The sequence below is a fragment of the Streptomyces sp. Tu 2975 genome (assembly GCF_009832925.1).
Classification (GTDB): domain Bacteria; phylum Actinomycetota; class Actinomycetes; order Streptomycetales; family Streptomycetaceae; genus Streptomyces.
Map to the genome: position 1 here is coordinate 992,092 of NZ_CP047140.1, position 20,025 is coordinate 1,012,116.

Consider the following 20,025-nt stretch of genomic DNA (forward strand, 5'->3'; position numbering starts at 1 on the left):
GGGCATGCCCGGGAAAGGTAGCGTGCTGATGGCCCCGGACTCCTTCCGGCCGGTCTACCATCCGGCGGGCCATGACACGGAACTGCGCAGCGCGCTCCAGGACTTACGCACGGGGCGCTGGTTGTCGATGCGGAACCTCCTCGAGGCGACGGCCGACTGGGCCCTGTGGACCCAGCGCACCCAGGTGCTGGCGGCGGTGGCCGCCGGCTCCGACACGGTGCGGACGTGGCGTGCGGAGGAACCCGACAGCGCCGCCGCGGCGGTGATGCACTGCCGGGTCGCGGTCGAACGCGCGTTGCGGGCGCACCGCGACGCGCACCGGCACACCCAGGACCTGTGGCACGAGGCCTGGGAAGCATGCCGGGCGGCGGCGCACCGGTCGCCCGAGGACCCGGTGCCGTGGGTGTGCCTGCTGGCGCTCGCCCGGCTCGACGAGGGGCAGCGGCTCGACGAGCACCGCACGGCACCGCCCGGGCCGATGCTCTTCCCCGGCCCGTGGGGCCTGCTCGCACAGGCGGACAAGCGCGATCCGCACAACCGCGAGGCGTACCACCGGATGTTGCAGTTCGTGTACGCCCGGCGGTCCGGCACCCATCTCTCCGAGGCCGTCAACTTCGTCCAGTGGGCCTCCTCGTCCGCGCCGCTGGGATCGCCGCTCAAGGTGCTGCCGCTCTACGTACGGGTGGAGCGCTACCGCCGTGAGAACGGCCAGGAGAAGGCGCTGGACCTGCACTGGGTCACGGACGACGCGGCCCGCGACGGCCGGCTGGCCCTGCACGACTGGTTCGACGTCGCGCCCGCGGCGACGCGCACGCTGCTCGATCTCAGCCATCTGGCCCACGCGCTGTGGGGCGCGCTCCGGTTCGCCGACGCCGCCCGGGTGTTCGAGGCGCTGGGCCCGTTCTACGCGACGCTTCCGTGGGCGTACCGCACGCCCGATCCCGGTGACGCGGCGCTCGCGGAGGAGGTGTTCCTTCGCGCACGGACCCGCTGCCTCGCGGCGGCGCATGACGCCGGGCCCGGTCCCGGCCCGGCCACGGGCCCGTACGGCTGAGCCCCCCGCCGCACGACCGGGCCACGGCCCCTCTCCGTTCCCCCTGGCGCGTACTCCCCGTCGCGCTGTGTCCTGCCCGCCCGCACCATCCCATTGCCCTGTCCGCTCACGTGCATCGCCTTTCCCCGGAGGTACCTCGATGTCCATATCCCCGCCGAAGTGGTCGGATTCCGGCCGGACCCCTCCCAAGGACGAGGAGGAACGGCTGAGGGAGCTCGGCTATCAGCCCGTCCTGGCCCGGCGGATGGGCGGCTTCGGCAACTTCGCCATCAGCTTCTCCGTGATCTCGATCCTGTCCGGCTGTATGACGCTGTACGGATTCGGGCTGGGCACCGGCGGTCCCGCGGTGATGCTGTGGGGCTGGCTGGGCGTCGGTCTCTTCGTCCTCTGCGTCGGCATGGCCCTGGCGGAGGTGACCAGCGCCTACCCGACGTCGGGCGCGTTGTACTACATGGCCGACCGGCTCGGCGGCCGTAAGTGGGGCTGGTACACGGGCTGGCTCAACCTTCTCGGTCTGCTGGGCGCCATCGCCGGCATCGACTACGGCTGCGCCCTGTTCACCGGCGCGTTTCTGAACCTCCAGTGGGGGATCGAGCCCACGCCCGGCTCCACGATGATCATCTTCATCTGCATCCTGCTGCTGCACGCCACCCTCAACCTCTTCGGGGTACGGCTCGTCAGCCTGCTCAACTCGGTCAGCGTGTGGTGGCACCTCGGCGGCGTGGCCCTGATCGTGGGCGCCCTCGCGATCGTGCCGTCCGACCACCGGTCCCCCGGGTTCGTCTTCGGCGAGTTCGTCAACGGAACCGGCTGGGACAACCCCGTCTACGTGGCCGCCATCGGCCTGTTGCTCGCGCAGTACACCTTCAGCGGGTACGACGCCTCGGCCCACCTCTCGGAGGAGACCTCCAACGCGTCCGTGGCCGCTGCCAAGGGCATCGTGCGCTCCATCTGGGTCTCCTGGATCGCCGGGTTCGCGCTGCTGGCGGGCCTGACCTTCGCCATCCAGGACTACGCGGGCACCCAGGACACCGCGACCGGCGTACCGCCGGCGCAGATCTTCATCGACGCCCTCGGCACCGGTGCCGCCACGGCGCTGCTGCTCGTGGTGATCGTCGCGCAGCTCTTCTGCGGCAACGCCGAGGTGGCCGCGGCCAGCCGGATGGTGTTCGCCTTCAGCCGGGACAACGCGCTGCCCGGTTCCGCGCTGTGGCGCAGGGTGAGCGGCAGGACGCAGACGCCCGTCCCGGCGGTGTGGCTGTCGGTCACCTTCGCCTGCCTGCTGGCCGTCCCGTCGCTGTACTCCGCGACCGCGTACGGCGCGGTCACCGCGATCAACGTCATCGGCATCACGCCCGCGTACGCCATCCCGATCTATCTGCGGCTGCGAGCCGGCGACCGTTTCCAGCCGGGTCCGTGGTCGCTGGGCCGCTGGAGCAAGCCCATCGGCTGGACCGCCGTGGTGTGGGTGGCGTGCGTGACCGTCCTGTTCTGCCTGCCGCAGTCCAACCCGGTGACCGTCGACTCGATGAACTACGCCTCGATCGCGCTGGCGGCGGTGCTGATCCTGGCCACGGTGTGGTGGTTCGTCGCCCGCCGTTCGTACGGCACGCCGGCGGCGTACGGGACCGCCCGCGAGCAGGCGGAGATCGCGGAGAACATCGTCTGACGCTCCCCTGTCCCGCTCCGAGGGCCCGGCCGTGACGGCCGGGCCCTCGTGCGGTCCGGGGCCGGCCGGGGCGTCGAGTCCCGGGTGGATCCCTCACCGCGTTCGACGTGTGATTCGCCGCCGTCCGGGCGACGACACCTTGCCTGCTGCAATGACCCGGCAGCTTCGGGCAGCGCGACATCATGGACAGCTCGCAGGTGAGCCGCCAGCCGCGGCGGACTTCCCAGCTCCGACAGGAGTTCTGCGACACGATCCGGCAGAGGTAGCAGTGGCAGGCCGACGGTGCCGCTCATGGCTCTCGACAAGAGGGCGTTGGTCATCACCACGGCAAGGGTACTGACCGCAGCCACCACTCGACCACCCGTCCGGTCATCTGCTGGATCTCGGACTTGTGCCGCAACAAACCGGACATCGCATCGAATCGCGTCCGAAGCATTGACTGCTCGCCAAGTCGGCTCTACGTTCGGCGCGTTGCACTTCGTACGTCATATATGAGACGCGATACGCGAGATCTGAGAGTGCTGATGACCTTCGCTCCCACCCCGATCCCCTCCCGCACCCAGTACGTGCTGGAGGCGATCAAGCACGCCATCCTCACCGGCGGCCTCAGCCCGGGCCAGTCCCTGGTCGAGACCGAACTGGCCGCGCGATTCGGTGTGTCGAAGACCCCGGTGCGGGAGGCACTCAAGACCCTCGCCGGCACCGGGCTGGTGGTGATGAGCCAGTACAAGGGCGCCACCGTCCGCATGGTCGATGCCGACATGGCACGCGAGGTGTACGACGTGCGGCTGCTGCTGGAGCCGGAGGCGCTGCGGCGCTCCATCACCCGCAACGCCTCGCTGGAGGACGCGAGAACGGCACTCGTCAGGGCCGACGAGGCGGCCGACCAGGCCGAACGGTCGCTGGCCAACCGGGAGTTCCACCGGGCCCTGTATCTCCCCTGCGGCAATCCGCTGCTGGCCCGGATGCTCGACGAGGTCCGCGACCAGGCGGCGCTGGTCTCCACCGTGGCGTGGGCCGCCGACCCGTCCTGGCAGCGGGAGGCCGACGAGCACCGCGAGATCCTTCAGCTCGCCCTCGCGGGGGACGCCGACGCCGCGGCCCGCGCGCTGCACGAGCACATCGACTCGTTCGTCCAGCGGGCGTTCCCCGAGCAGGCCGAGGAGGACCAGGCGTGAGCACCGATCCCGGCTTCAGCTCGCTGCGCGAGGCCCTCGCCGACGTGGTGGCCATCCCGGTCACACCCTTCACCCGCGACGACACCGTCGACACCGTCGCGCACCGGGCGCTGGTGCGCCGGCTGCTCGACGGCGGGGTGCGCACCCTCACCCCCAACGGCAACACCGGCGAGTACTACGCACTCGACCCCGACGAGCGGCGCGCCGTCACGGAACTGACCCTCGAGGAGTCCGCCGGCCGGGCCGCCGTCCTCGTCGGCGTCGGCCTGGACGTGCCGACCGCGGTCGCCTCCGCTCGGCACGCGCGGGACGCGGGCGCCCAGATGGTGATGGTGCATCAGCCGGTGCACCCCTACGTGTCGCAGGACGGCTGGCTCGACTATCACCGGGCGATCGCCGAGGCCGTGCCCGAGCTCGGCGTGGTCCCCTACGTGCGCAGTCCGCATCTGCGCGGCGAGCGCATGGCGCGCCTCGGGGAACTGTGCCCCAATGTCGTCGGGGTGAAGTACGCGGTACCGGACGCGGCGCAGTTCGCGGCGTTCGCCCGCGACGCGGGCCTCGAGCGGTTCGTGTGGATCGCCGGTCTCGCGGAGCTGTACGCGCCCGCCTACTTCTCCGCGGGCGCCACCGGCTTCACCTCCGGGCTGGTCAACATCTCCCCGTCGATCTCGCTGGAGATGCTCGCGGCGCTGCGCGCCGGGGACCACGCGGCGGCGATGAAGGTGTGGGAGCGGATCCGGCCGCTGGAGGATCTTCGCGCCGCCCACCGGTCGGCGGACAACGTCACGGTCGTCAAGGAGGCCCTCGCCGCGCTCGGCCTGTGCCGCCGTGACGTGCGGCCGCCCAGCAGTCCGCTCCCGCAGAAGCGGCGTGCCGAGGTCGCCGGGCTCGTGGCGGGGTGGGGCATATGAGCCTGCGGCCGGAGCAGTTGCGCAGCCACCAGTGGTACGGGACCGACGGGCTGCGCTCGTTCTCCCACCGGGCCCGTACACGTCAGCTCGGGTATCTGCCGGAGGAGCATCTCGGCAAGCCCGTGATCGCCGTCCTCAACACCTGGTCGGACATCAACCCGTGCCATGTGCATCTGCGTGACCGCGCCCAGGCCGTCAAGCGCGGGGTGTGGCAGGCGGGCGGGTTCCCGCTGGAGTTCCCGGTCTCCACACTGTCGGAGACGTTCCAGAAGCCGACGCCCATGCTCTACCGCAACATGCTGGCGATGGAGACGGAGGAGCTGCTGCGCTCCTACCCGGTGGACGGCGCGGTGCTGATGGGCGGCTGCGACAAGTCCACGCCGGCGCTGCTGATGGGTGCCGCGAGCGCGGACCTGCCGACGGTGTTCGTGCCTGCGGGGCCGATGCTGCCGGGCCACTGGCGCAACGAAGTACTCGGCTCCGGCACGGACATGTGGAAGTACTGGGACGACAAGCGGGCGGGGCTCATCGGCGACTGCGAGATGAGTGAGCTGGAGAGCGGTCTCGCCCGCTCCCCCGGCACCTGTATGACGATGGGTACCGCCGCCACCCTGATGGCCGCTGCCGAGGCGCTCGGGGTGACGGTCCCCGGCGCCTCGTCCGTCCCCGCGGTCGACTCCGGGCACGACCGCATGGCCGCGGCGTCCGGGATGCGGATCGTGGAGCTGGTGCGCCAGGACCTGAGGCTGTCGCGGATCCTGACCCGTGAGGCCTTCGAGGACGCGGTGACCACGGTCCTGGGCCTCGGCGGCTCCACGAACGCCGTCATCCATCTGATCGCCATGGCCGGGCGTGCGGGCGTGACACTGCGTCTGGACGACTTCGACCGGATCGCCCGTACGGTGCCGGTGCTGGCCAACGTCCGTCCGGGCGGCGGGCCTTATCTGATGGAGGACTTCCACTTCGCGGGCGGGCTGCCCGGTTTCCTGTCCCGCATCCGCGATCTGCTCCATCTGGACCGGCCCACGGTCGCCCACGCCACCTTGCGGCAGCAGCTCGAGGGCGCCCAGGTGCACAACGACGATGTGATCCGCCCCCGTGACAAGCCCGTCGCCAAGGAGGGAGGCGTCGCGGTGCTGCGCGGGAACCTCTGCCCCGACGGGGCGGTCATCAAGCACGTCGCCGCCGATCCGAATCTGCTGAAGCACACCGGACCGGCCGTGGTGTTCCCGGACTACCGGACGATGCAGCGCACGATAAACGACCCTGCCCTCGGCATCACCGCCGGCCATGTGCTGGTCCTTCAGGGCGCCGGCCCCAAAGGCGGTCCCGGCATGCCGGAGTACGGGATGCTGCCGATCCCGGACCATCTGCTCAAGCAGGGTGTGCGGGACATGGTGCGGATCTCCGACGCCCGGATGAGCGGCACCAGTTACGGCACGTGCGTCCTGCACATCGCACCCGAGTCCTATGTCGGAGGGCCGCTGGCCCTGGTCCGCACAGGGGACCTGATCACCCTCGACGTCGAGGCGCGTTCCCTGCGTCTGGAGGTCACCGACGCCGAGCTGGAGCGGCGCAGGTCCGAGTGGACACCGCCGCCGGCCCGCTACGAGCGCGGCTACGGAGCTCTTTACAGCGAGCAGGTCACCCAGGCCGACACGGGCTGCGACTTCGCCTTCCTGGCCAGGCCCGGCGAAGTGCCGGATCCGTACGCCGGCTGAGCCCGCGGCCCCTGCCTCACGTCGCCCCCCTTCTTCTCCTCTTCGCCCAACCCCCTTCTTCTTCGCCCGACATCCGCACAGCGCCGGAGAAAGCGCTTACCCCAGATCGGAGATGCAGTCATGGCCCAAGCTGTGGCGCAGAAATCGCCAGGGCCACCGGCCCGGCGGCCCGGAGCCCGTGGCCGCCGAACGGGAGCGGCACCCCGCCGGCTGCCGTATCTGCTGGTAGCCCCCGCCGGGCTCCTGATGCTGGGCTTCATCGCCTATCCGGTGCTCAGCGTCTTCTATTACAGCCTTCAGGAGTACAACCCGACCAAGCCCTGGCGGAACGGTTTCGCAGGCCTGTCGAACTTCACGACGATCTTCACGGACGACCCGCACTTCTGGGACACACTGACGTTCAGTTTCAAGTGGGTCGTCGTCGAGGTGAGCCTCCAGCTGCTGTTCGGGCTGGCGCTCGCCCTCATCGTCAACCAGACCTTCGTCGGCCGGGCCCTCGGGCGCGCGCTGGTCTTCTCGCCCTGGGCGGTCTCCGGGGTGCTGACCTCCGCCATCTGGGTACTGCTCTACAACTCACAGACCGGCATCACCCGTTACCTCGCGGACATGGGCATCGGCGAGTACGGCACCTCCTGGCTGTCCGACACGGCCACCGTCTTCCCCGCCGCCGTGGTCGCGGACCTGTGGCGCGGTGTCCCCTTCTTCGCCATCCTCATCCTCGCCGACCTCCAGTCCGTGCCGAAGGACCTGTACGAGGCGGCGGAGGTGGACGGCGCCAACCGGGTACGGCAGTTCCTCCACATCACCCTGCCGCACCTCAAGGACGCGATCATCCTCTCCACGCTGCTGCGGGCGGTGTGGGAGTTCAACAACGTCGACCTGCTCTACACCCTCACCGGTGGCGGACCGGCCGGTGAGACCACCACGCTGCCGCTCTACATCGCCAACACCAGCGTCGACGCCCACGACTTCGGCTACGCCTCGGCGCTGACGACGGTGGCGTTCGTGATCCTGCTCTTCTTCTCGATGGTCTATCTGCGCCTGAGCAAGTTCGGAGGCCAGGACAAGTGATCACCACACAGGCCACGCGCGGCGCGGCACCCTCGCCCGTCGTCCCGCCCCCCGCCCGGCCCGCTCCCACGAAACGCCGGCGCGCCTGGGACGAGGTCCCGCGGTGGCAGATCTATCTGCCGCTCGGCATCTACCTCCTGTTCACCCTCATCCCCTTCTACTGGATCCTGCTGTTCGCGGTCCGCCCGACCGGCTCCACCTCGCTGGTGCCGTGGCCGATGACGGGCGAGCACTTCGCGAAGGTGTGGACCGAGCGCAGCTTCGCGACCTTCTTCCAGAACAGCCTCATCACCGGCATCGCCGTCCTGGTGATGACCACGGTCGTCGCGCTGGCCGGCGGTTACGCCCTCGCCCGTTTCGACTTCCGCCTCAAGAAGGGCTTCATGCTGGCCCTGCTGTGCTCCCAGTTCGTCCCGGGCGCGCTGCTGCTGGTCCCGCTCTTCGAGATCTTCGCCGGCCTGCAGATGATCAACTCGCTGGTCAGCGTCATCATCGCGGAGACCGTCTTCCAGCTGCCACTGTCGATGATCCTGATCAGCGGCTTCATCAGGAACGTGCCGTACTCCCTGGAGGAGGCGGCGTGGGTGGACGGCTGCAACCGGTTCAGCGCCTTCCGGGTCGTGGTGCTGCCCCTGCTGAGGCCCGGGCTCGTCGCCGTCGGCTCCTTCGCGTTCGTCCACGCCTGGAACCACTTCCTGTTCGCGTTGATGTTCCTCAACAACCAGGACAAGCAGACCATCCCGGTCGGTCTCAACACGCTGATGGGCGCGGACAGCGTCGACCTGGGCGCCCTGGCCGCGGGCGGTGTGATCGCCGCCGTTCCCGTGGTCATCGTGTTCGCGTTCATCCAGAAGTGGCTGATCACGGGCTTCAGCGCCGGGGCGGTGAAGGGATGAGCACCACGGTGGAGCCGCTGCCCGTCGTGCTCGCGGGCGCCCGGGGCCACGGCCGGCAGCACCTGGCCAACATCGCCCGGCTCCAGAAGGAGGGCCTGGTGCGCCTGGCCGGGGTCTGCGAGCTGCGCCCGCTGTCCCCCGACGAGCTCGCCGGCTTCGACGGCCTCGACCTCGCCCCGGAGCAGGGGCCGGACCTGGACGCGCTCCTCGCCTCGACCGGCGCCCGGATCGTCGTCGTCTGCACACCGATCCAGACGCACACGGACCTGGCGCTCACCGCCGCCCGGCACGGTGCACACCTGCTGCTCGAGAAGCCGCCCGCCCCCTCGTACGAGGAGTTCCGGCGGATGGCCGACGGCGTCGCCCAGGCGGGTGCCGTCTGCCAGGTCGGGTTCCAGTCGCTGGGCTCGCACGCGCTGCCGGCCGTCCGCGCGCTCGTCGACGACGGAGTGATCGGCGAAGTGCGCGGCGTGGGCGCGGCCGGCGCGTGGGTGCGCGGCGAGGCGTACTTCCGGCGCTCCCCGTGGGCGGGCCGACGCCGTCTCGACGGTGTCGACGTGGTCGACGGGGTGCTGACGAATCCACTCGCCCACGCGGTGTCGACGGCTCTTGCGCTGGACGGCAGCACTCGCGCGGAGGACGTGGCGGGCGTGGAGACGGAGTTGTTCCGCGCCAACGACATCGAGTCGGACGACACGTCGTGCGTCCGGGTGACCACGTCCCGCGGGGGACGGGTCGCCGTGGCGGCCACGCTCTGCGCCGAGGTGGCCACCGAGCCGTACGTGGTGGTGCACGGCAGCAGCGGGCGCATCACGTTCTGGTACAAGCAGGACCGCGTGCTGGTCCAGCGGTCCGGGCACGGCCCGCACGAGACCGTGCACGGCCGGACCGATCTGCTGGAGAACCTCGTCGGGCACCTGACGCGGGGCGACGCGCTGCTGGTGCCGCCCGATGTCTGCGGCGCGTTCATGCGCGTCGTCGAGGCGGTGCGCACCGCCCCGGAACCGGTTCGGCTGCCGCCGGACGCATGGCGGCACGCCGAGGAGGGGAACGCCCCGCGCCGGGTGGTCCCGGGCATCGACGCGCTGGTCGCCGCCGGCGCCGAGTCGCTCCGCCTCTACTCCGAACTCGGCGCGCCCTGGGCCCTGTCGACGGAGGTCACCACGCCATGAGCTCAACGCAGCTGTACTGCTCGGGCCGGCCCGTCGCCCGCTACTCGCTCCCCGCCGACCTGGACCGGCGTTCCTCCCCCCGTCCCTGCCTTCATCCCGTCACCACGCCGGCCGGCGTCCCGGTGACCGAACTGGCGCCGCCGGACCATCCGCACCACCTGGGCGCCGGGGTGGCCGTACCGGACGTGGAGGGCCACAACTTCTGGGGCGGACGGACCTTCGTGCGCGGGCAGGGTCCCACCGAGCTCGACAACCACGGGCAGCAGCGCCACGACGGGTTCAAGCTGCGCGACCCGGACGGCTTCGTGGAGGAGCTGAGCTGGGTGGCCGGCGGGCGCCGCCTGCTGCGCGAGCACCGCACGGTGGCGGTCACGCCTCTGACCGGCACCGCCTGGGCGCTGGATTTCACGTTCTCGCTGACCAACGCGAGCGGTGCGGCGCTGTCCGTGGGCAGTCCCGCCACCAACGGGCGCGACGGCGCAGGTTACGGCGGCTTCTTCTGGCGTGCGCCGAAGGAGCCGGCGGCTCCGGCCGTGTTCACCGCGGACGCGGAGGGCGAGAGCACGGTGCACGGTGCACGGGCCGACTGGCTCGCCGTCGCGGGGCAGGGCTGGACGCTGGTGTTCGCCGGGGCGACCGCACGGACCCGGGAGGACCCGTGGTTCGTCAGGGCCGGTGAATACCCGGGCGTCGGTTCGTCGCTCGCCGCGGTGGAGCGGCTGCCGCTGGGGCCGCAGGAGACGCTGGTGCGCCGCGTGGTCACCGTCGTCGCCGACGGGCGCCTGGACCGGGACGGCGCCGCGGCCCTGGCCCACAAGGCGGTGACGGCATGAGGACCGGGGACCTCGGCGACGGGACGTACCGCAATCCCGTTCTCGCCGCCGACTGGTCCGACCCCGACGTGGTCCGGGTCGGCGACGACTTCTATCTCACCGCTTCCAGCTTCGGCCGGGCCCCCGGGCTGCCGCTGCTGCACTCCAGGGACCTCGTCAACTGGACCTTGATCGGGCATGCGCTGGAGCGGCTGGAGCCCGCGGCGGCCTTCGCGCTTCCTCGGCAGGACAGCGGTGTGTGGGCACCTTCGATCCGTCATCACGACGACCGGTTCTGGATCTTCTGGGGCGACCCGGACCACGGGATCTGGCAGGTCAACTCGACCGATGTACGCCGGGGCTGGAGCCGTCCGCATCTGGTGAAGGAGGGCAAGGGGCTGATCGATCCCTGTCCGCTGTGGGACGAGGAGACCGGCGAGGCGTACCTCGTCCATGCCTGGGCCCGGTCCCGGTCGGGGATCAACAACCGGCTCACCGGCCATCGGATGCGGCCCGACGGCAGCGCGCTGCTCGACGACGGGAAGACGGTCGTCGACGGGGACGACATCCCGGGCTGGTTCACCCTCGAGGGCCCCAAGCTGTACCGGCACGACGGCTGGTTCTGGATCCTGGCCCCGGCCGGAGGTGTCGCGACGGGATGGCAGGGTGCACTGCGCTCCCGGGACTTCTTCGGCCCGTACGAGGAGCGTGTCGTCCTCGAACAGGGCGACACGCCCGTCAACGGGCCGCACCAGGGCGGCTGGGTACGCACCCGGTACGGCGAGGACTGGTTCCTGCACTTCCAGGACCGCGGGGCCTACGGACGCGTGATCCACCTCCAGCCCATGCAGTGGGACGACGACGGCTGGCCCGTCCTCGGTGACGGCGGCTCGCCCGTCCTCCTCCACCCCAAACCCGACCTGCCGGAGCAGCCGCGCTCCGCCCCCGCCACCGACGACGGCTTCCCCGGAGGGCGCTTCGGCCGCCAGTGGCAGTGGGCGGCGAACCCGGGCGAGGGCTGGGCCCCGCTGCACTCGGGCGACGGTCTGCGGCTGATGTGCCTACGCGGCGACGACGTGGACGACCTCCGCAGGCTGCCGAACGTCCTCACCCAGCGGCTGCCCGCGACCGACGCGGTCGTCGAGGTCGAACTGCGCCTGGCCGACGAGGAACCGGGCGCGCGGGCGGGACTCGCGGTGCTCGGGGACGCGTACGCCTGGATCGGTCTGGAGCGGGCCGCCGACGGCACGGTCCAGCTGGTGCACCGCTTCGCGGAGGCGGTCGCGGCGCGCGAACGGGACGCGGCACGCCCACGGCCCGCGCCGGACGGCCGGGCGCTGCTGCGGATCGAGACCGGGGCCGGTGCCAGATGCCGCTTCTCGGCCGCCGTGCCCGGAGCCGGCCAGGACGGGTTACTGCCGTCCGGCCGTGTCTTCGCCGCCACCCCTTGGCGCTGGACCGGCGCCCTCCTCGGCCTGTTCGCCACCGCGCCCGCCGCGGAGCGGACAGCGGCGGGTCACGCCGGCGCCGCGACGTTCACCCGGTTCCGCATCACCTCTCCACGCACCCCCGCACGGACACGCACACGCACACCCGTACGAGCAGAAAAGAGCCGACCATGACGATCTTCCACCGGGGACGGGGCAGAGCCGCCTCCTTCCTCGCCCTCACCACGGCGCTCCTGTTGACCGCCACCGCCTGCGGCGACGACGGCAGCGGCGGCGCCGGGGACAAGGGCGACGAGGGATCCGGCAAGGGCAAGATCACCTTCTGGGACAACAACGGCGGTGTCCGCACCGACGTGTGGAAGGAGATCATCGCGGAGTTCGAGAAGAAGCACCCGGACATCGACGTCAACTACGTGGGGGTCGCCTCGACGGAGGTCCAGTCGAAGTACGACACCGCCATCCAGGGCGGCGGCCTGCCGGACGTCGGCGGCGTCGGGGCGGCGATGCTGGCGGGTATCGCCGCACAGGGCGCGCTGGAGCCGCTCGACGAGCGCATCGCAGCGAGCTCCCTCAACGGCAAGCTGAACGCCGGCATGGTGGAGAACGTGAAGGCCGCGGGCGGCCAGGACCGCATGTTCACCGTGCCGACGTCCGCCAGCAACGGCGTGCTGTACTACCGCACCGACCTCTTCGAGGAGGCCGGACTGGAAGCGCCCACCACCTGGGCGAAGTTCTTCACGGCCGCCGACAAGCTCACGGCGAAGGACAAGAACCGCTTCGGTTACACCATCCGCGGTGGCGCCGGGTCCATCGCGCAGGCGCTGGACGCGATGTACGGCCAGAGCGGCATCGACGCCTTCTGGCAGGGCGACAGGACCACGGTCAACGCCCCTGAGAACGTGGCGGCGCTGGAGAAGTACGCGGCACTGTTCAAGAAGAGCACCCCTGCCGCGGACGTGAACAACGACTTCACCAAGATGGTCGCCCAGTGGGACAGCGGCGAGATCGGCATGCTGAACCACAATCTGGGCTCCTACAAGGACCATGTGAAGGCACTCGGCACGGAGAAGTTCCGTGGCATTCCGCTGCCGACCACCGACGACGGCACGCGGGTGCAGGTCTCCAACCCGGTCGACGGGCTGGGCCTGTTCAAGTCGAGCAAGAACAAGACGGCCGCCTGGAAGTTCATCGAGTTCGCCGCGTCCCACGAGTCCAACAGCCGGTGGAACGAGTCGGCCGGCGCGATCCCGGCCCACACCGAGGCGGCCAAGGACGCCTGGGTACAGAAGGCGGAACCCACCAGGCTGGCGGCCGAGGCGCTGTCCAGCGGTTCGACGAAGATCGTGCAGCTGCCGTACTACCTGCCCGACTGGAACACCATCTCCAAGGCGGAGAACGAGCCGGCCTTCCAGAAGGTGCTGCTCGGCAAGATGTCGGCGAAGGAGTTCCTCGACTCCCTGGCGAAGCAGCTCAACGAGGCCCAGGCCGAGTGGAAGCAGCAGAACGGGTGAGGCCGACCCGCCGTCAGGTGGTCGCCGCGGCGGCGAGCCTTCCGCTCGCCGCCGCGGGGGCCCCCGCCGCCGTGGCCGGGCAGTCCACCGGCGGCCGGAGCCGCACGCTCTTCATCGCCGGGGACTCCACGGCCGCGCAGAAGTACGCTGAAGCCGCGCCCGAGACCGGGTGGGGCATGGCCCTCCCCTTCTTCCTCGACAAGCGGCTGCGGGTCGCCAACCACGCCGTGAACGGCCGGAGTTCGAAGAGCTTCGTCGACGAGGGCCGGCTGGACGCCCTGCTGGCCCGGATCGCGCCCGGTGACCTGCTGCTCGTGCAGTTCGGCCACAACGACGCGAAGAGCGCCGACCCGGCCCGGTACACCGAGCCCTGGTCGACGTACCCGGCACAGTTGCGCCGGTACGTCGCAGGGGCCCGCGAGCGCGGCGCCCGGCCGGTGCTGGCGACGTCCGTGGAGCGGCGCAGGTTCGACGCGCAGGGGACCGCGGTCCCGACGCACGGCGACTACCCGGCCGCGATGCGGGCGCTGGCCGCCGAGGAGGGGACCGCGCTGCTGGACGTGCAGGCCCTGTCGATCGCCCGTTGGCAGGAGCTGGGACCGGACGGCACCAAGGCGTACTTCAACTGGACGCCGGAAGAGCAGGACAACACGCACTTCAATCCGCCGGGCGCGATCGCCGTGGCACGGATGGTCGCCGAAGCGCTGCTGAGCGCCGACGTGATCGCGCCGCGCGACGTCCGCCGGCTCGAGGACGAGGTGCCCGAGTCGTGGATCACCTGGCCCGCCGCCGACTGAACCGGGAAGAGAGCCGCACCATGCACAGCACCACGCACACGCTGAGATGTCAGGGACGCATCATCGCGACGGCCCTGGGATGCACCGCACTGGTCCTGACCGCCACCGCGGCGGCGCACGCCACTCCCCATCGGGACACCGCCCGCCATACCCTGCCCGCCAACGACGGCTGGGCCTCGCTCGGCACCGGCACCACCGGCGGTGCTGCGGCCCGCCCCGCGCAGGTGCACACCGTCACCACCTGGGAGGGGTTCCGGGCCGCGCTCGCCGGCGACGGCGACGCACCCCGGATCATCAAGGTCAAGGGCAGCCTCGACGCCACCGCGTCCGGCTGCGCCGCGTTCGAGGCGGAGGGCTACGACTTCGACGCCTATCTCGCCGACTACGACCCCGCGGTATGGGGCTACGACACCCCCGTCAGCGGCGCCCAGGAGGACCTGCGCGCCGTGTCGGCGGCCAACCAGGCGCAGGCGATCAAGGCGTACGTGCCGGCGAACACCACCATCGTCGGCGTCGGCAAGGACGCGGGCATCGTCGGCGCCAGTCTCCAGGTCAAGGACGTCGACAACGTCATCGTCCGCAACCTCACCCTCGAGAGCCCGCTGGACTGCTTCCCCCAGTGGGACCCGACGGACGGCGCGACCGGCGCGTGGAACTCCGAGTACGACAGCCTCGTGGTGTACGGGTCGACCCATGTGTGGATCGACCACAACACGTTCACCGACGGGCGCCGTCCCGACAGTTCCCTGCCGTCCTACTACGGGGAGGTGTACCAGCAGCACGACGGTGAGCTCGACATCGTCAGGGGCGCCGACCTGGTGACCGTCTCGTGGAACGTCTTCGCCGAACACGACAAGACCCTGATGATCGGCAACAGCGACAGTGCCGGCGACACGGACCGCGGAAAGCTACGGGTCACGCTGCACCACAACCTCTTCCGGGACATCGTCGAGCGCGCGCCGCGCGTCCGCTTCGGCAAGGTCGACACGTACAACAACCACTACGTCGTCGACAAGGACGCCTATGCGTACAGCTTCGGCATCGGCGCGGAGTCCCAGCTCGTCGCAGACGCGAACTCGTTCACGCTCCCGGCCGGTGTGGGCGCGGGCCGGATCCTCAAGAAGTGGAAGGACTCGCCCGTCACCGCCGAGCGCAACCACGTCAACGGCCGGGCGGTCGATCTGGTGGCCGTCCACAACGCGGAGGTGCCCGAGGAGACCCTGCGGTCGGGCGCGGGCTGGACGCCGACGCTGCGCACCCGCCTCGACCATCCGCGGGCGGTGCCCGGGCTGGTCACGCACCGCGCGGGCGCGGGCCGGCTGCGCTGACGGGACAAGGAGTTTCATCATGGCCACGCACTCCCCGGGCGCGGCGGTCGGCCGCCGTGCCCTGCTCACCGCGGGTGCCGGGGCGGCCCTCGCACTCGCGGTGCACAGCCCCGCAAGTGCCGTCACGGACCGCTCCCCTTTCGGACCGTTCGGTTCACCTGCGGCCCGGCCCGGCCGCCGGACGCTGTACGTCCACCCGGGCGGGCTCGGCGACCGCACCACCGTCCAGGACGCGGTGTCCGCGGTCGGCGGCACGGGCTTCACGATCGTCGTCGCCCCGGGGGTCTACCGCGAGGTGGTGACGATCGGCGAGTCCCTCGCGGGACTCACGCTGATCGGCGCGAGCCCGGACCCCCGTGACACCGTCGTCGTGTACGACAACGCGGCCGGCACCACGAAGCCGGACGGCTCGGGTACGTACGGCACCAGCGGTTCCGCCACCACCACGGTGCGCGCCGCCGGGTTCACCGCCCGCCGGATCACCTTCGCCAACGACTGGCTGCGCGCCGACCATCCGGAGATCAGCGGCACCCAGGCCGTCGCGATCAAGGTGAGCGGCGACCGTTCGGCGTTCCACCACTGCCGTTTCCTGGGCCACCAGGACACCCTGTACGCCGACTCGCCCTCCGTGTCCACCGTCGCCCGGCAGTACTTCTCGCACTGCTACGCGGAGGGGGACGTCGACTTCGTCTTCGGACGCGGGCGTGCCGTGTTCGAACACTGCCGCTTCCACACCCTCGCCAGGGACGAGGACCTCACCCCCAAGGGCATGGTGTTCGCCCCGTCCACCGCGCGGGACAACCCGTACGGCTACCTCGCCGTGCGGTGCCGGATCAGCAGCGGCGCGGAGGACGGCGCGTACAAGCTCTCCCGGCCGTGGGTGCCGAGTTCGGACCCGACCGCGTGGCCGTCACTGGTGGTCCGCGACAGCGTGATCGGTCCGGGGATCGACGCGGTGGAGCCGTACACGAACATGCGGGACGCCTACCCGTGGCAGGCGCAGCGGTACGCCGAGTACCGCAACACCGGCCCCGGGGCGCGGATCACCGTGCCGGAGAACCGGCCCCAACTGGACCTCGTCCAGGCGAGGTCGGCGACGCGCGAGGTGTATCTGGGCGACTGGGCGCCGTGGCGGAACACCGGCTGACACTGCCGGTACCGGTACGACGCGGGCCCCGCCGGTCACGGCCGGCGGGGCCCTTCACCGTGCTCCGGCGTCAGTTGTAACCGATGTCCGAGGAGCTGTACCGGCAGTACGTGCCGTCGGGACCGCTGCCGGTCTCGGCCGGTTCGTCGCCGGAGTCGTTGCCCGTGTAGCGGATGCAGGGTTTGATCTTCCGGCTGCTGTCGCCGTGGATCCGGACGTTGCGCAGGGCCGCCGTGTCACCGTAGTTGGTGTTGATGCCCACGAGGGACTTCCCCGGCGCGGTGACGTCCACGTCGTTGACGATGATCGACCGCTTGTACTGCGTGGAGCAGTTGCCGCAGGAGCGGACCAGCTTGCCGAAATCGGAGACCTGGAACTTGGTGACGACCAGCTTCCCCGCCCCGTTGAACTGGAAGACCTTGTCGGACGCCTTCCGCGCGCCGCCGCCGTAGACGGTGTAGACGGAGCCCGCGGACTTGCCCTTGAAGCTGGCGGCGTCCTCGCCGACGTCCTCCCACCAGACGTTCTGCAGCGTGCAACTGCCCATGCAGTGGACGCCGTCGGCGGCCGGCGAGCCGAGGACGACGTTCTTCAGTACGGCGCCGTCCTTCAGCTTGAAGATCGGGGGTTGGCCCTCGCCCTGGCCGCCGTCACCGAGGTCACCGCTGCCGTGGAACCGCTTCAGCCCGCCGTCGTACGTGCCGGACACCTCGATGGTTGCGGTCACGGGCGAGCTGCCGTTGGGCTTGGGCCACGCGGTCGCCGCTCCGGCCGTGTTGAGCATGCTGGTGGTGACGATCCCGGTCACGGTCAGCCCGAGCGCCGCACCCAGCGCGGCGATCGTCCTGCGGCGCCGGAGGCTCCGCTTGTGTCGGCTCATGTGTTCTGGGCCCTTTCGGATGTGGGGGTGAAGTCCTACGCCGGAAGGTCGCCACAGAAAGGGCCCAGGTTGCCGCCGCCGCGCGACTTTCTGCCCAAGCCGGTCAGGACGGTGTGCGCGCGAAGTCCCCGTGGACCGCGGCCGGTTCCCCCGTCGCCTCGGACCGGACGGTGTACGTGTCCCCACCCGCGTCACGGCCGCCCTCCGCATGGTCGTACTGGCCGGCGAAGACGTGCTGCCCCGGCGGGACCGTGCGCCCCGGCCGCAGCGTCCAGCGGTAGACGAGCGCGCCGCTCTCCTTCCGTGCGGAGAAGTCGAAGTCGCCGGCCGGACGGGTGCGCCAGCCGCCGGTGCTCGCCAAGCCCCCGGTGTCGGCGATCCTCAGCTCCACCGTGAGCGAGGTCAGCACCTCGCGGTTCTTCACCGTGACGTTGCTCTGCGCCCAGTAGCTGTTGCTGTGCGGGTCGACGGAGCCGTCGGACCACAGATGGCCGTCCTCGGTCCGCGCCGACGGCCGCTCGGTGCCGCCCGGCGCCGGGGAGGCGGGCGGCGACGCCGCACCGGCCGCCGCGCCGTCGTCGTCGCGGCCCATGGTCGCCACGGTGTGACCGCCGAGCGCCAGGACCGCCACGACCGCCACCGTCGCTCCGGCGATCGTCAGCCGGCTCGCCCGGCCCGGCCGGTACGCCGGCACCGCCCCCGCCGGCTGCCGGTCTTCCGCCATGCCGCGCTCGACGCGGGCGAGCATCCGCTCCCGGTCGGGGCGGTGCGACGCCGCCGCCTCACGCAGCCGCCTGCGCACCTCGTCCATCAGTTCCGGCCTCCGACCAGCTCAGAGGCTGCCATGGGACCCAGCAGCCGTTGCAGTTCCGCCATGCCCTTGGAGGTCTGGCTCTTGACCGTGCCGACCGAGACACCGAGCGCCAGGGCCGTATCGCGCTCCGACAGGTCGAAGGCATGGCGCAGTACGACACAGGCGCGCTTACGGAACGGCAGCGCCCGCAGCGCCTCCCGCACGTCGACGACCACGGGGACGTCGGGTCCGTCGGTCTTCTCGGAGCGCTGCGACCAGAACAGCGCCACCCGGCGCCGTTCCCTGACGGCGCTCCGGATGCGGCTGCGGGCGAGGTTGGCCACCACTCCGCGGGCGTAGGCGACGGGATGGTCGGCGGCGCTCGCACGGTCCCAGCGGTCCCACAGCGCGAGCATCGCGTCGGCGGCGAGGTCGTCGGCGGCGTCGGCCTCGCCGGTCAGCAGATGGGCGAGACGGGCCAGTTCGGCGTAGTGGCGCTCGAAGAACGCCTGGAACTCCGCGCGCGCCTCATCGGCGGTTGTGGCCACGGTGTCCTCTCCCTCCGGTCCCGGCGCGGTGCGGCACCGTCAGCGGGGAGCGGGGCCGGAGCTGGCCCGCACGGTGAGTTCGGGTGCGAGGAGCACGGTCTCCGCCGCCTCCCCGCCGTCCAGCATGGCCACCACCTGCTCGACCGCTCGCCGGCCCATGTCCTGCGCGGGAACCGTGACGGCGGTCAGCGGCACCGGGGCCTGCGCCGCGACCTGGTCGGGACAGATGGCGACGACGGACACGTCCTCCGGAACGGCCAGCCGCTGCTGGCGCAGCAGGGCCAGCAGGGGGTCGGTGGCGGCCTCGTTCTGCACGACGAAGGCCGTGGTGCCGGGGCGTTCCTCGAGGACCCGCCCAAGGGTGGCGGCGACCGCGGTCCAGCCGCTCGCGCATGGGCGGTGCAGGAGCCGCAGGCCGTGCGTCCCGGCGGCGGAGCGCAGTCCGGCGAGGGTGCGCTCGGCGAAGCCGGTGTGGCGTTCGTAGACCCCGGGGGCCTCGCCGATGAACGCGATCTCCCGGTGGCCGAGCCCCGCCAGGTGTTCCAGGCACAGTGCCCCGGCTGCCGTGAAGTCGAGGTCGACGCAGCTGAGGCCGCCGGCGTCGGCGGGGAGTCCGATCAGTACGGCGGGGCTCCGGGCGGCGCGCAGCAGCGGCAGCCGTTCGTCGTCGAGTTCCACGTCCATGACGATCATCGCGTCCGCCACCGCGCTGCCCTCGATGCGCCGCACGGCCTCCGGCCCCTCCTCCCCGGTGAGCAGGAGAACGTCGTAGCCGTGTGCGCGGGCCGTGGTGGTGACCGCCATGGCGATCTGGAGCATCACGGGCACGTAGATGTCGGTGCGCAGCGGCACCATCAGCGCGATGATGCCGGACCGGCTGCTGGCGAGTGCGCGGGCGCCGGCGTGCGGCCGGTAGCCGAGTTCTTCGATGCTCCGCTCGACCCGCTCGCGGGTGCTGCCGGAGATCGGGCGTTTGCCGCTGAGGACATAGCTGACCGTGCTGGCGGAGACGCCTGCGTGGCGGGCGACATCAGCAAGGGTGACCATTCGTGTACTCCACGGCGGAACGTTGTGACGCGCCTCGGCGTC

At 71.3% G+C, this 20,025-nt stretch carries 18 protein-coding genes and 1 pseudogene; 14 read left to right on the forward strand and 5 right to left on the reverse strand.

All coding sequences use genetic code 11. The features are described 5' to 3' along the window. Nucleotides 1-28 precede the first annotated feature (28 nt). Together GLX30_RS04325 and GLX30_RS04330 are read left to right on the forward strand one after the other, a co-directional pair. Complete coding sequence (locus tag GLX30_RS04325; protein ID WP_159683745.1) at nucleotides 29-1,054, forward strand: hypothetical protein; 1,026 nt, start codon at nucleotides 29-31, stop codon at nucleotides 1,052-1,054. A 139-nt stretch (nucleotides 1,055-1,193) separates the two neighbouring features. Continuing rightward, entirely contained in the window at nucleotides 1,194-2,723 is a 1,530-nt protein-coding gene (locus GLX30_RS04330) for an amino acid permease (RefSeq protein WP_159683748.1), read from the forward strand. A 173-nt stretch (nucleotides 2,724-2,896) separates the two neighbouring features. Here the strand turns inward: GLX30_RS04330 and GLX30_RS34990 are convergent. Beyond that, nucleotides 2,897-3,043, reverse strand: a pseudogene (locus GLX30_RS34990) (phosphohydrolase); the annotation flags it as partial. 204 nt (nucleotides 3,044-3,247) lie between these two features. On the opposite strand from GLX30_RS34990, the gene GLX30_RS04335 reads away from it, so the two are divergent. The 12 genes from GLX30_RS04335 to GLX30_RS04390 all read left to right on the forward strand — a co-directional run bounded on the left by GLX30_RS04335 (nucleotide 3,248) and on the right by GLX30_RS04390 (nucleotide 16,715). Continuing rightward, the gene (locus GLX30_RS04335; protein ID WP_159683751.1) at nucleotides 3,248-3,901 is read left to right on the forward strand and encodes a GntR family transcriptional regulator; all 654 of its coding nucleotides are present in this window, start codon (nucleotides 3,248-3,250) and stop codon (nucleotides 3,899-3,901) included. Then, complete coding sequence (locus GLX30_RS04340) at nucleotides 3,898-4,812, forward strand: dihydrodipicolinate synthase family protein (protein ID WP_159683754.1); 915 nt, start codon at nucleotides 3,898-3,900, stop codon at nucleotides 4,810-4,812. Before GLX30_RS04335 ends, GLX30_RS04340 begins: the two co-directional genes overlap by 4 nt. Next, on the forward strand, nucleotides 4,809-6,533 hold the full coding sequence (gene araD / locus GLX30_RS04345) for an L-arabinonate dehydratase (RefSeq protein WP_159683757.1): 1,725 nt from the start codon (nucleotides 4,809-4,811) through the stop codon (nucleotides 6,531-6,533). The genes GLX30_RS04340 and araD overlap by 4 nt, the downstream gene beginning before the upstream one ends. Before the next feature lie 120 nt (nucleotides 6,534-6,653). Beyond that, on the forward strand, nucleotides 6,654-7,604 hold the full coding sequence (locus GLX30_RS04350; RefSeq protein ID WP_159683760.1) for a sugar ABC transporter permease: 951 nt from the start codon (nucleotides 6,654-6,656) through the stop codon (nucleotides 7,602-7,604). Beyond that, nucleotides 7,601-8,500 (forward strand): carbohydrate ABC transporter permease, encoded by a 900-nt coding sequence (locus GLX30_RS04355; protein ID WP_159683763.1) that lies wholly within the window; start codon nucleotides 7,601-7,603, stop codon nucleotides 8,498-8,500. The genes GLX30_RS04350 and GLX30_RS04355 overlap by 4 nt, the downstream gene beginning before the upstream one ends. Continuing rightward, a complete protein-coding gene (locus GLX30_RS04360) occupies nucleotides 8,497-9,672 on the forward strand; it encodes a Gfo/Idh/MocA family oxidoreductase (RefSeq protein ID WP_208545356.1) in 1,176 nt (391 codons plus the stop codon). The genes GLX30_RS04355 and GLX30_RS04360 overlap by 4 nt, the downstream gene beginning before the upstream one ends. Then, entirely contained in the window at nucleotides 9,669-10,505 is an 837-nt protein-coding gene (locus GLX30_RS04365; RefSeq protein WP_159683765.1) for a PmoA family protein, read from the forward strand. The genes GLX30_RS04360 and GLX30_RS04365 overlap by 4 nt, the downstream gene beginning before the upstream one ends. Then, nucleotides 10,502-12,106, forward strand: a complete 1,605-nt coding sequence (locus GLX30_RS04370; protein WP_159683768.1) for a glycoside hydrolase 43 family protein — start codon at nucleotides 10,502-10,504, stop codon at nucleotides 12,104-12,106. The genes GLX30_RS04365 and GLX30_RS04370 overlap by 4 nt, the downstream gene beginning before the upstream one ends. Next, a complete protein-coding gene (locus GLX30_RS04375; protein ID WP_159683771.1) occupies nucleotides 12,103-13,443 on the forward strand; it encodes a sugar ABC transporter substrate-binding protein in 1,341 nt (446 codons plus the stop codon). The genes GLX30_RS04370 and GLX30_RS04375 overlap by 4 nt, the downstream gene beginning before the upstream one ends. Continuing rightward, on the forward strand, nucleotides 13,440-14,240 hold the full coding sequence (locus GLX30_RS04380) for a rhamnogalacturonan acetylesterase (protein ID WP_159683774.1): 801 nt from the start codon (nucleotides 13,440-13,442) through the stop codon (nucleotides 14,238-14,240). Before GLX30_RS04375 ends, GLX30_RS04380 begins: the two co-directional genes overlap by 4 nt. Before the next feature lie 20 nt (nucleotides 14,241-14,260). Then, on the forward strand, nucleotides 14,261-15,568 hold the full coding sequence (locus GLX30_RS04385) for a pectate lyase (RefSeq protein ID WP_159694858.1): 1,308 nt from the start codon (nucleotides 14,261-14,263) through the stop codon (nucleotides 15,566-15,568). A 19-nt stretch (nucleotides 15,569-15,587) separates the two neighbouring features. Further along, a complete protein-coding gene (locus tag GLX30_RS04390) occupies nucleotides 15,588-16,715 on the forward strand; it encodes a pectinesterase family protein (RefSeq protein WP_159683777.1) in 1,128 nt (375 codons plus the stop codon). A gap of 70 nt (nucleotides 16,716-16,785) precedes the next feature. On the opposite strand, the gene GLX30_RS04395 is transcribed toward GLX30_RS04390, so the two are convergent. From GLX30_RS04395 to GLX30_RS04410, 4 genes are all read right to left on the reverse strand, one after another. After that, nucleotides 16,786-17,595 (reverse strand): pectate lyase, encoded by an 810-nt coding sequence (locus GLX30_RS04395; protein ID WP_159683779.1) that lies wholly within the window; start codon nucleotides 17,593-17,595, stop codon nucleotides 16,786-16,788. 103 nt (nucleotides 17,596-17,698) lie between these two features. Further along, entirely contained in the window at nucleotides 17,699-18,406 is a 708-nt protein-coding gene (locus tag GLX30_RS04400) for a hypothetical protein (protein ID WP_159683782.1), read from the reverse strand. Further along, a complete protein-coding gene (locus tag GLX30_RS04405; protein ID WP_159683785.1) occupies nucleotides 18,406-18,936 on the reverse strand; it encodes a SigE family RNA polymerase sigma factor in 531 nt (176 codons plus the stop codon). Before GLX30_RS04405 ends, GLX30_RS04400 begins: the two co-directional genes overlap by 1 nt. A gap of 39 nt (nucleotides 18,937-18,975) precedes the next feature. Next, nucleotides 18,976-19,983, reverse strand: a complete 1,008-nt coding sequence (locus tag GLX30_RS04410; RefSeq protein WP_159683788.1) for a LacI family DNA-binding transcriptional regulator — start codon at nucleotides 19,981-19,983, stop codon at nucleotides 18,976-18,978. Nucleotides 19,984-20,025: the final 42 nt, after the last annotated feature.

Coding starts and splice junctions, on each gene's coding strand:
- GLX30_RS04325 (WP_159683745.1), top strand. CDS start 29: ATGGCCCCGGACTCCTTCCGGCCGGTCTACCATCCGGCGGGCCATGAC.
- GLX30_RS04330 (WP_159683748.1), top strand. CDS start 1,194: ATGTCCATATCCCCGCCGAAGTGGTCGGATTCCGGCCGGACCCCTCCC.
- GLX30_RS04335 (WP_159683751.1), top strand. CDS start 3,248: ATGACCTTCGCTCCCACCCCGATCCCCTCCCGCACCCAGTACGTGCTG.
- araD (WP_159683757.1), top strand. CDS start 4,809: ATGAGCCTGCGGCCGGAGCAGTTGCGCAGCCACCAGTGGTACGGGACC.
- GLX30_RS04350 (WP_159683760.1), top strand. CDS start 6,654: ATGGCCCAAGCTGTGGCGCAGAAATCGCCAGGGCCACCGGCCCGGCGG.
- GLX30_RS04360 (WP_208545356.1), top strand. CDS start 8,497: ATGAGCACCACGGTGGAGCCGCTGCCCGTCGTGCTCGCGGGCGCCCGG.
- GLX30_RS04365 (WP_159683765.1), top strand. CDS start 9,669: ATGAGCTCAACGCAGCTGTACTGCTCGGGCCGGCCCGTCGCCCGCTAC.
- GLX30_RS04370 (WP_159683768.1), top strand. CDS start 10,502: ATGAGGACCGGGGACCTCGGCGACGGGACGTACCGCAATCCCGTTCTC.
- GLX30_RS04375 (WP_159683771.1), top strand. CDS start 12,103: ATGACGATCTTCCACCGGGGACGGGGCAGAGCCGCCTCCTTCCTCGCC.
- GLX30_RS04385 (WP_159694858.1), top strand. CDS start 14,261: ATGCACAGCACCACGCACACGCTGAGATGTCAGGGACGCATCATCGCG.
- GLX30_RS04390 (WP_159683777.1), top strand. CDS start 15,588: ATGGCCACGCACTCCCCGGGCGCGGCGGTCGGCCGCCGTGCCCTGCTC.
- GLX30_RS04395 (WP_159683779.1), bottom strand. CDS start 17,595: ATGAGCCGACACAAGCGGAGCCTCCGGCGCCGCAGGACGATCGCCGCG.
- GLX30_RS04400 (WP_159683782.1), bottom strand. CDS start 18,406: ATGGACGAGGTGCGCAGGCGGCTGCGTGAGGCGGCGGCGTCGCACCGC.
- GLX30_RS04410 (WP_159683788.1), bottom strand. CDS start 19,983: ATGGTCACCCTTGCTGATGTCGCCCGCCACGCAGGCGTCTCCGCCAGC.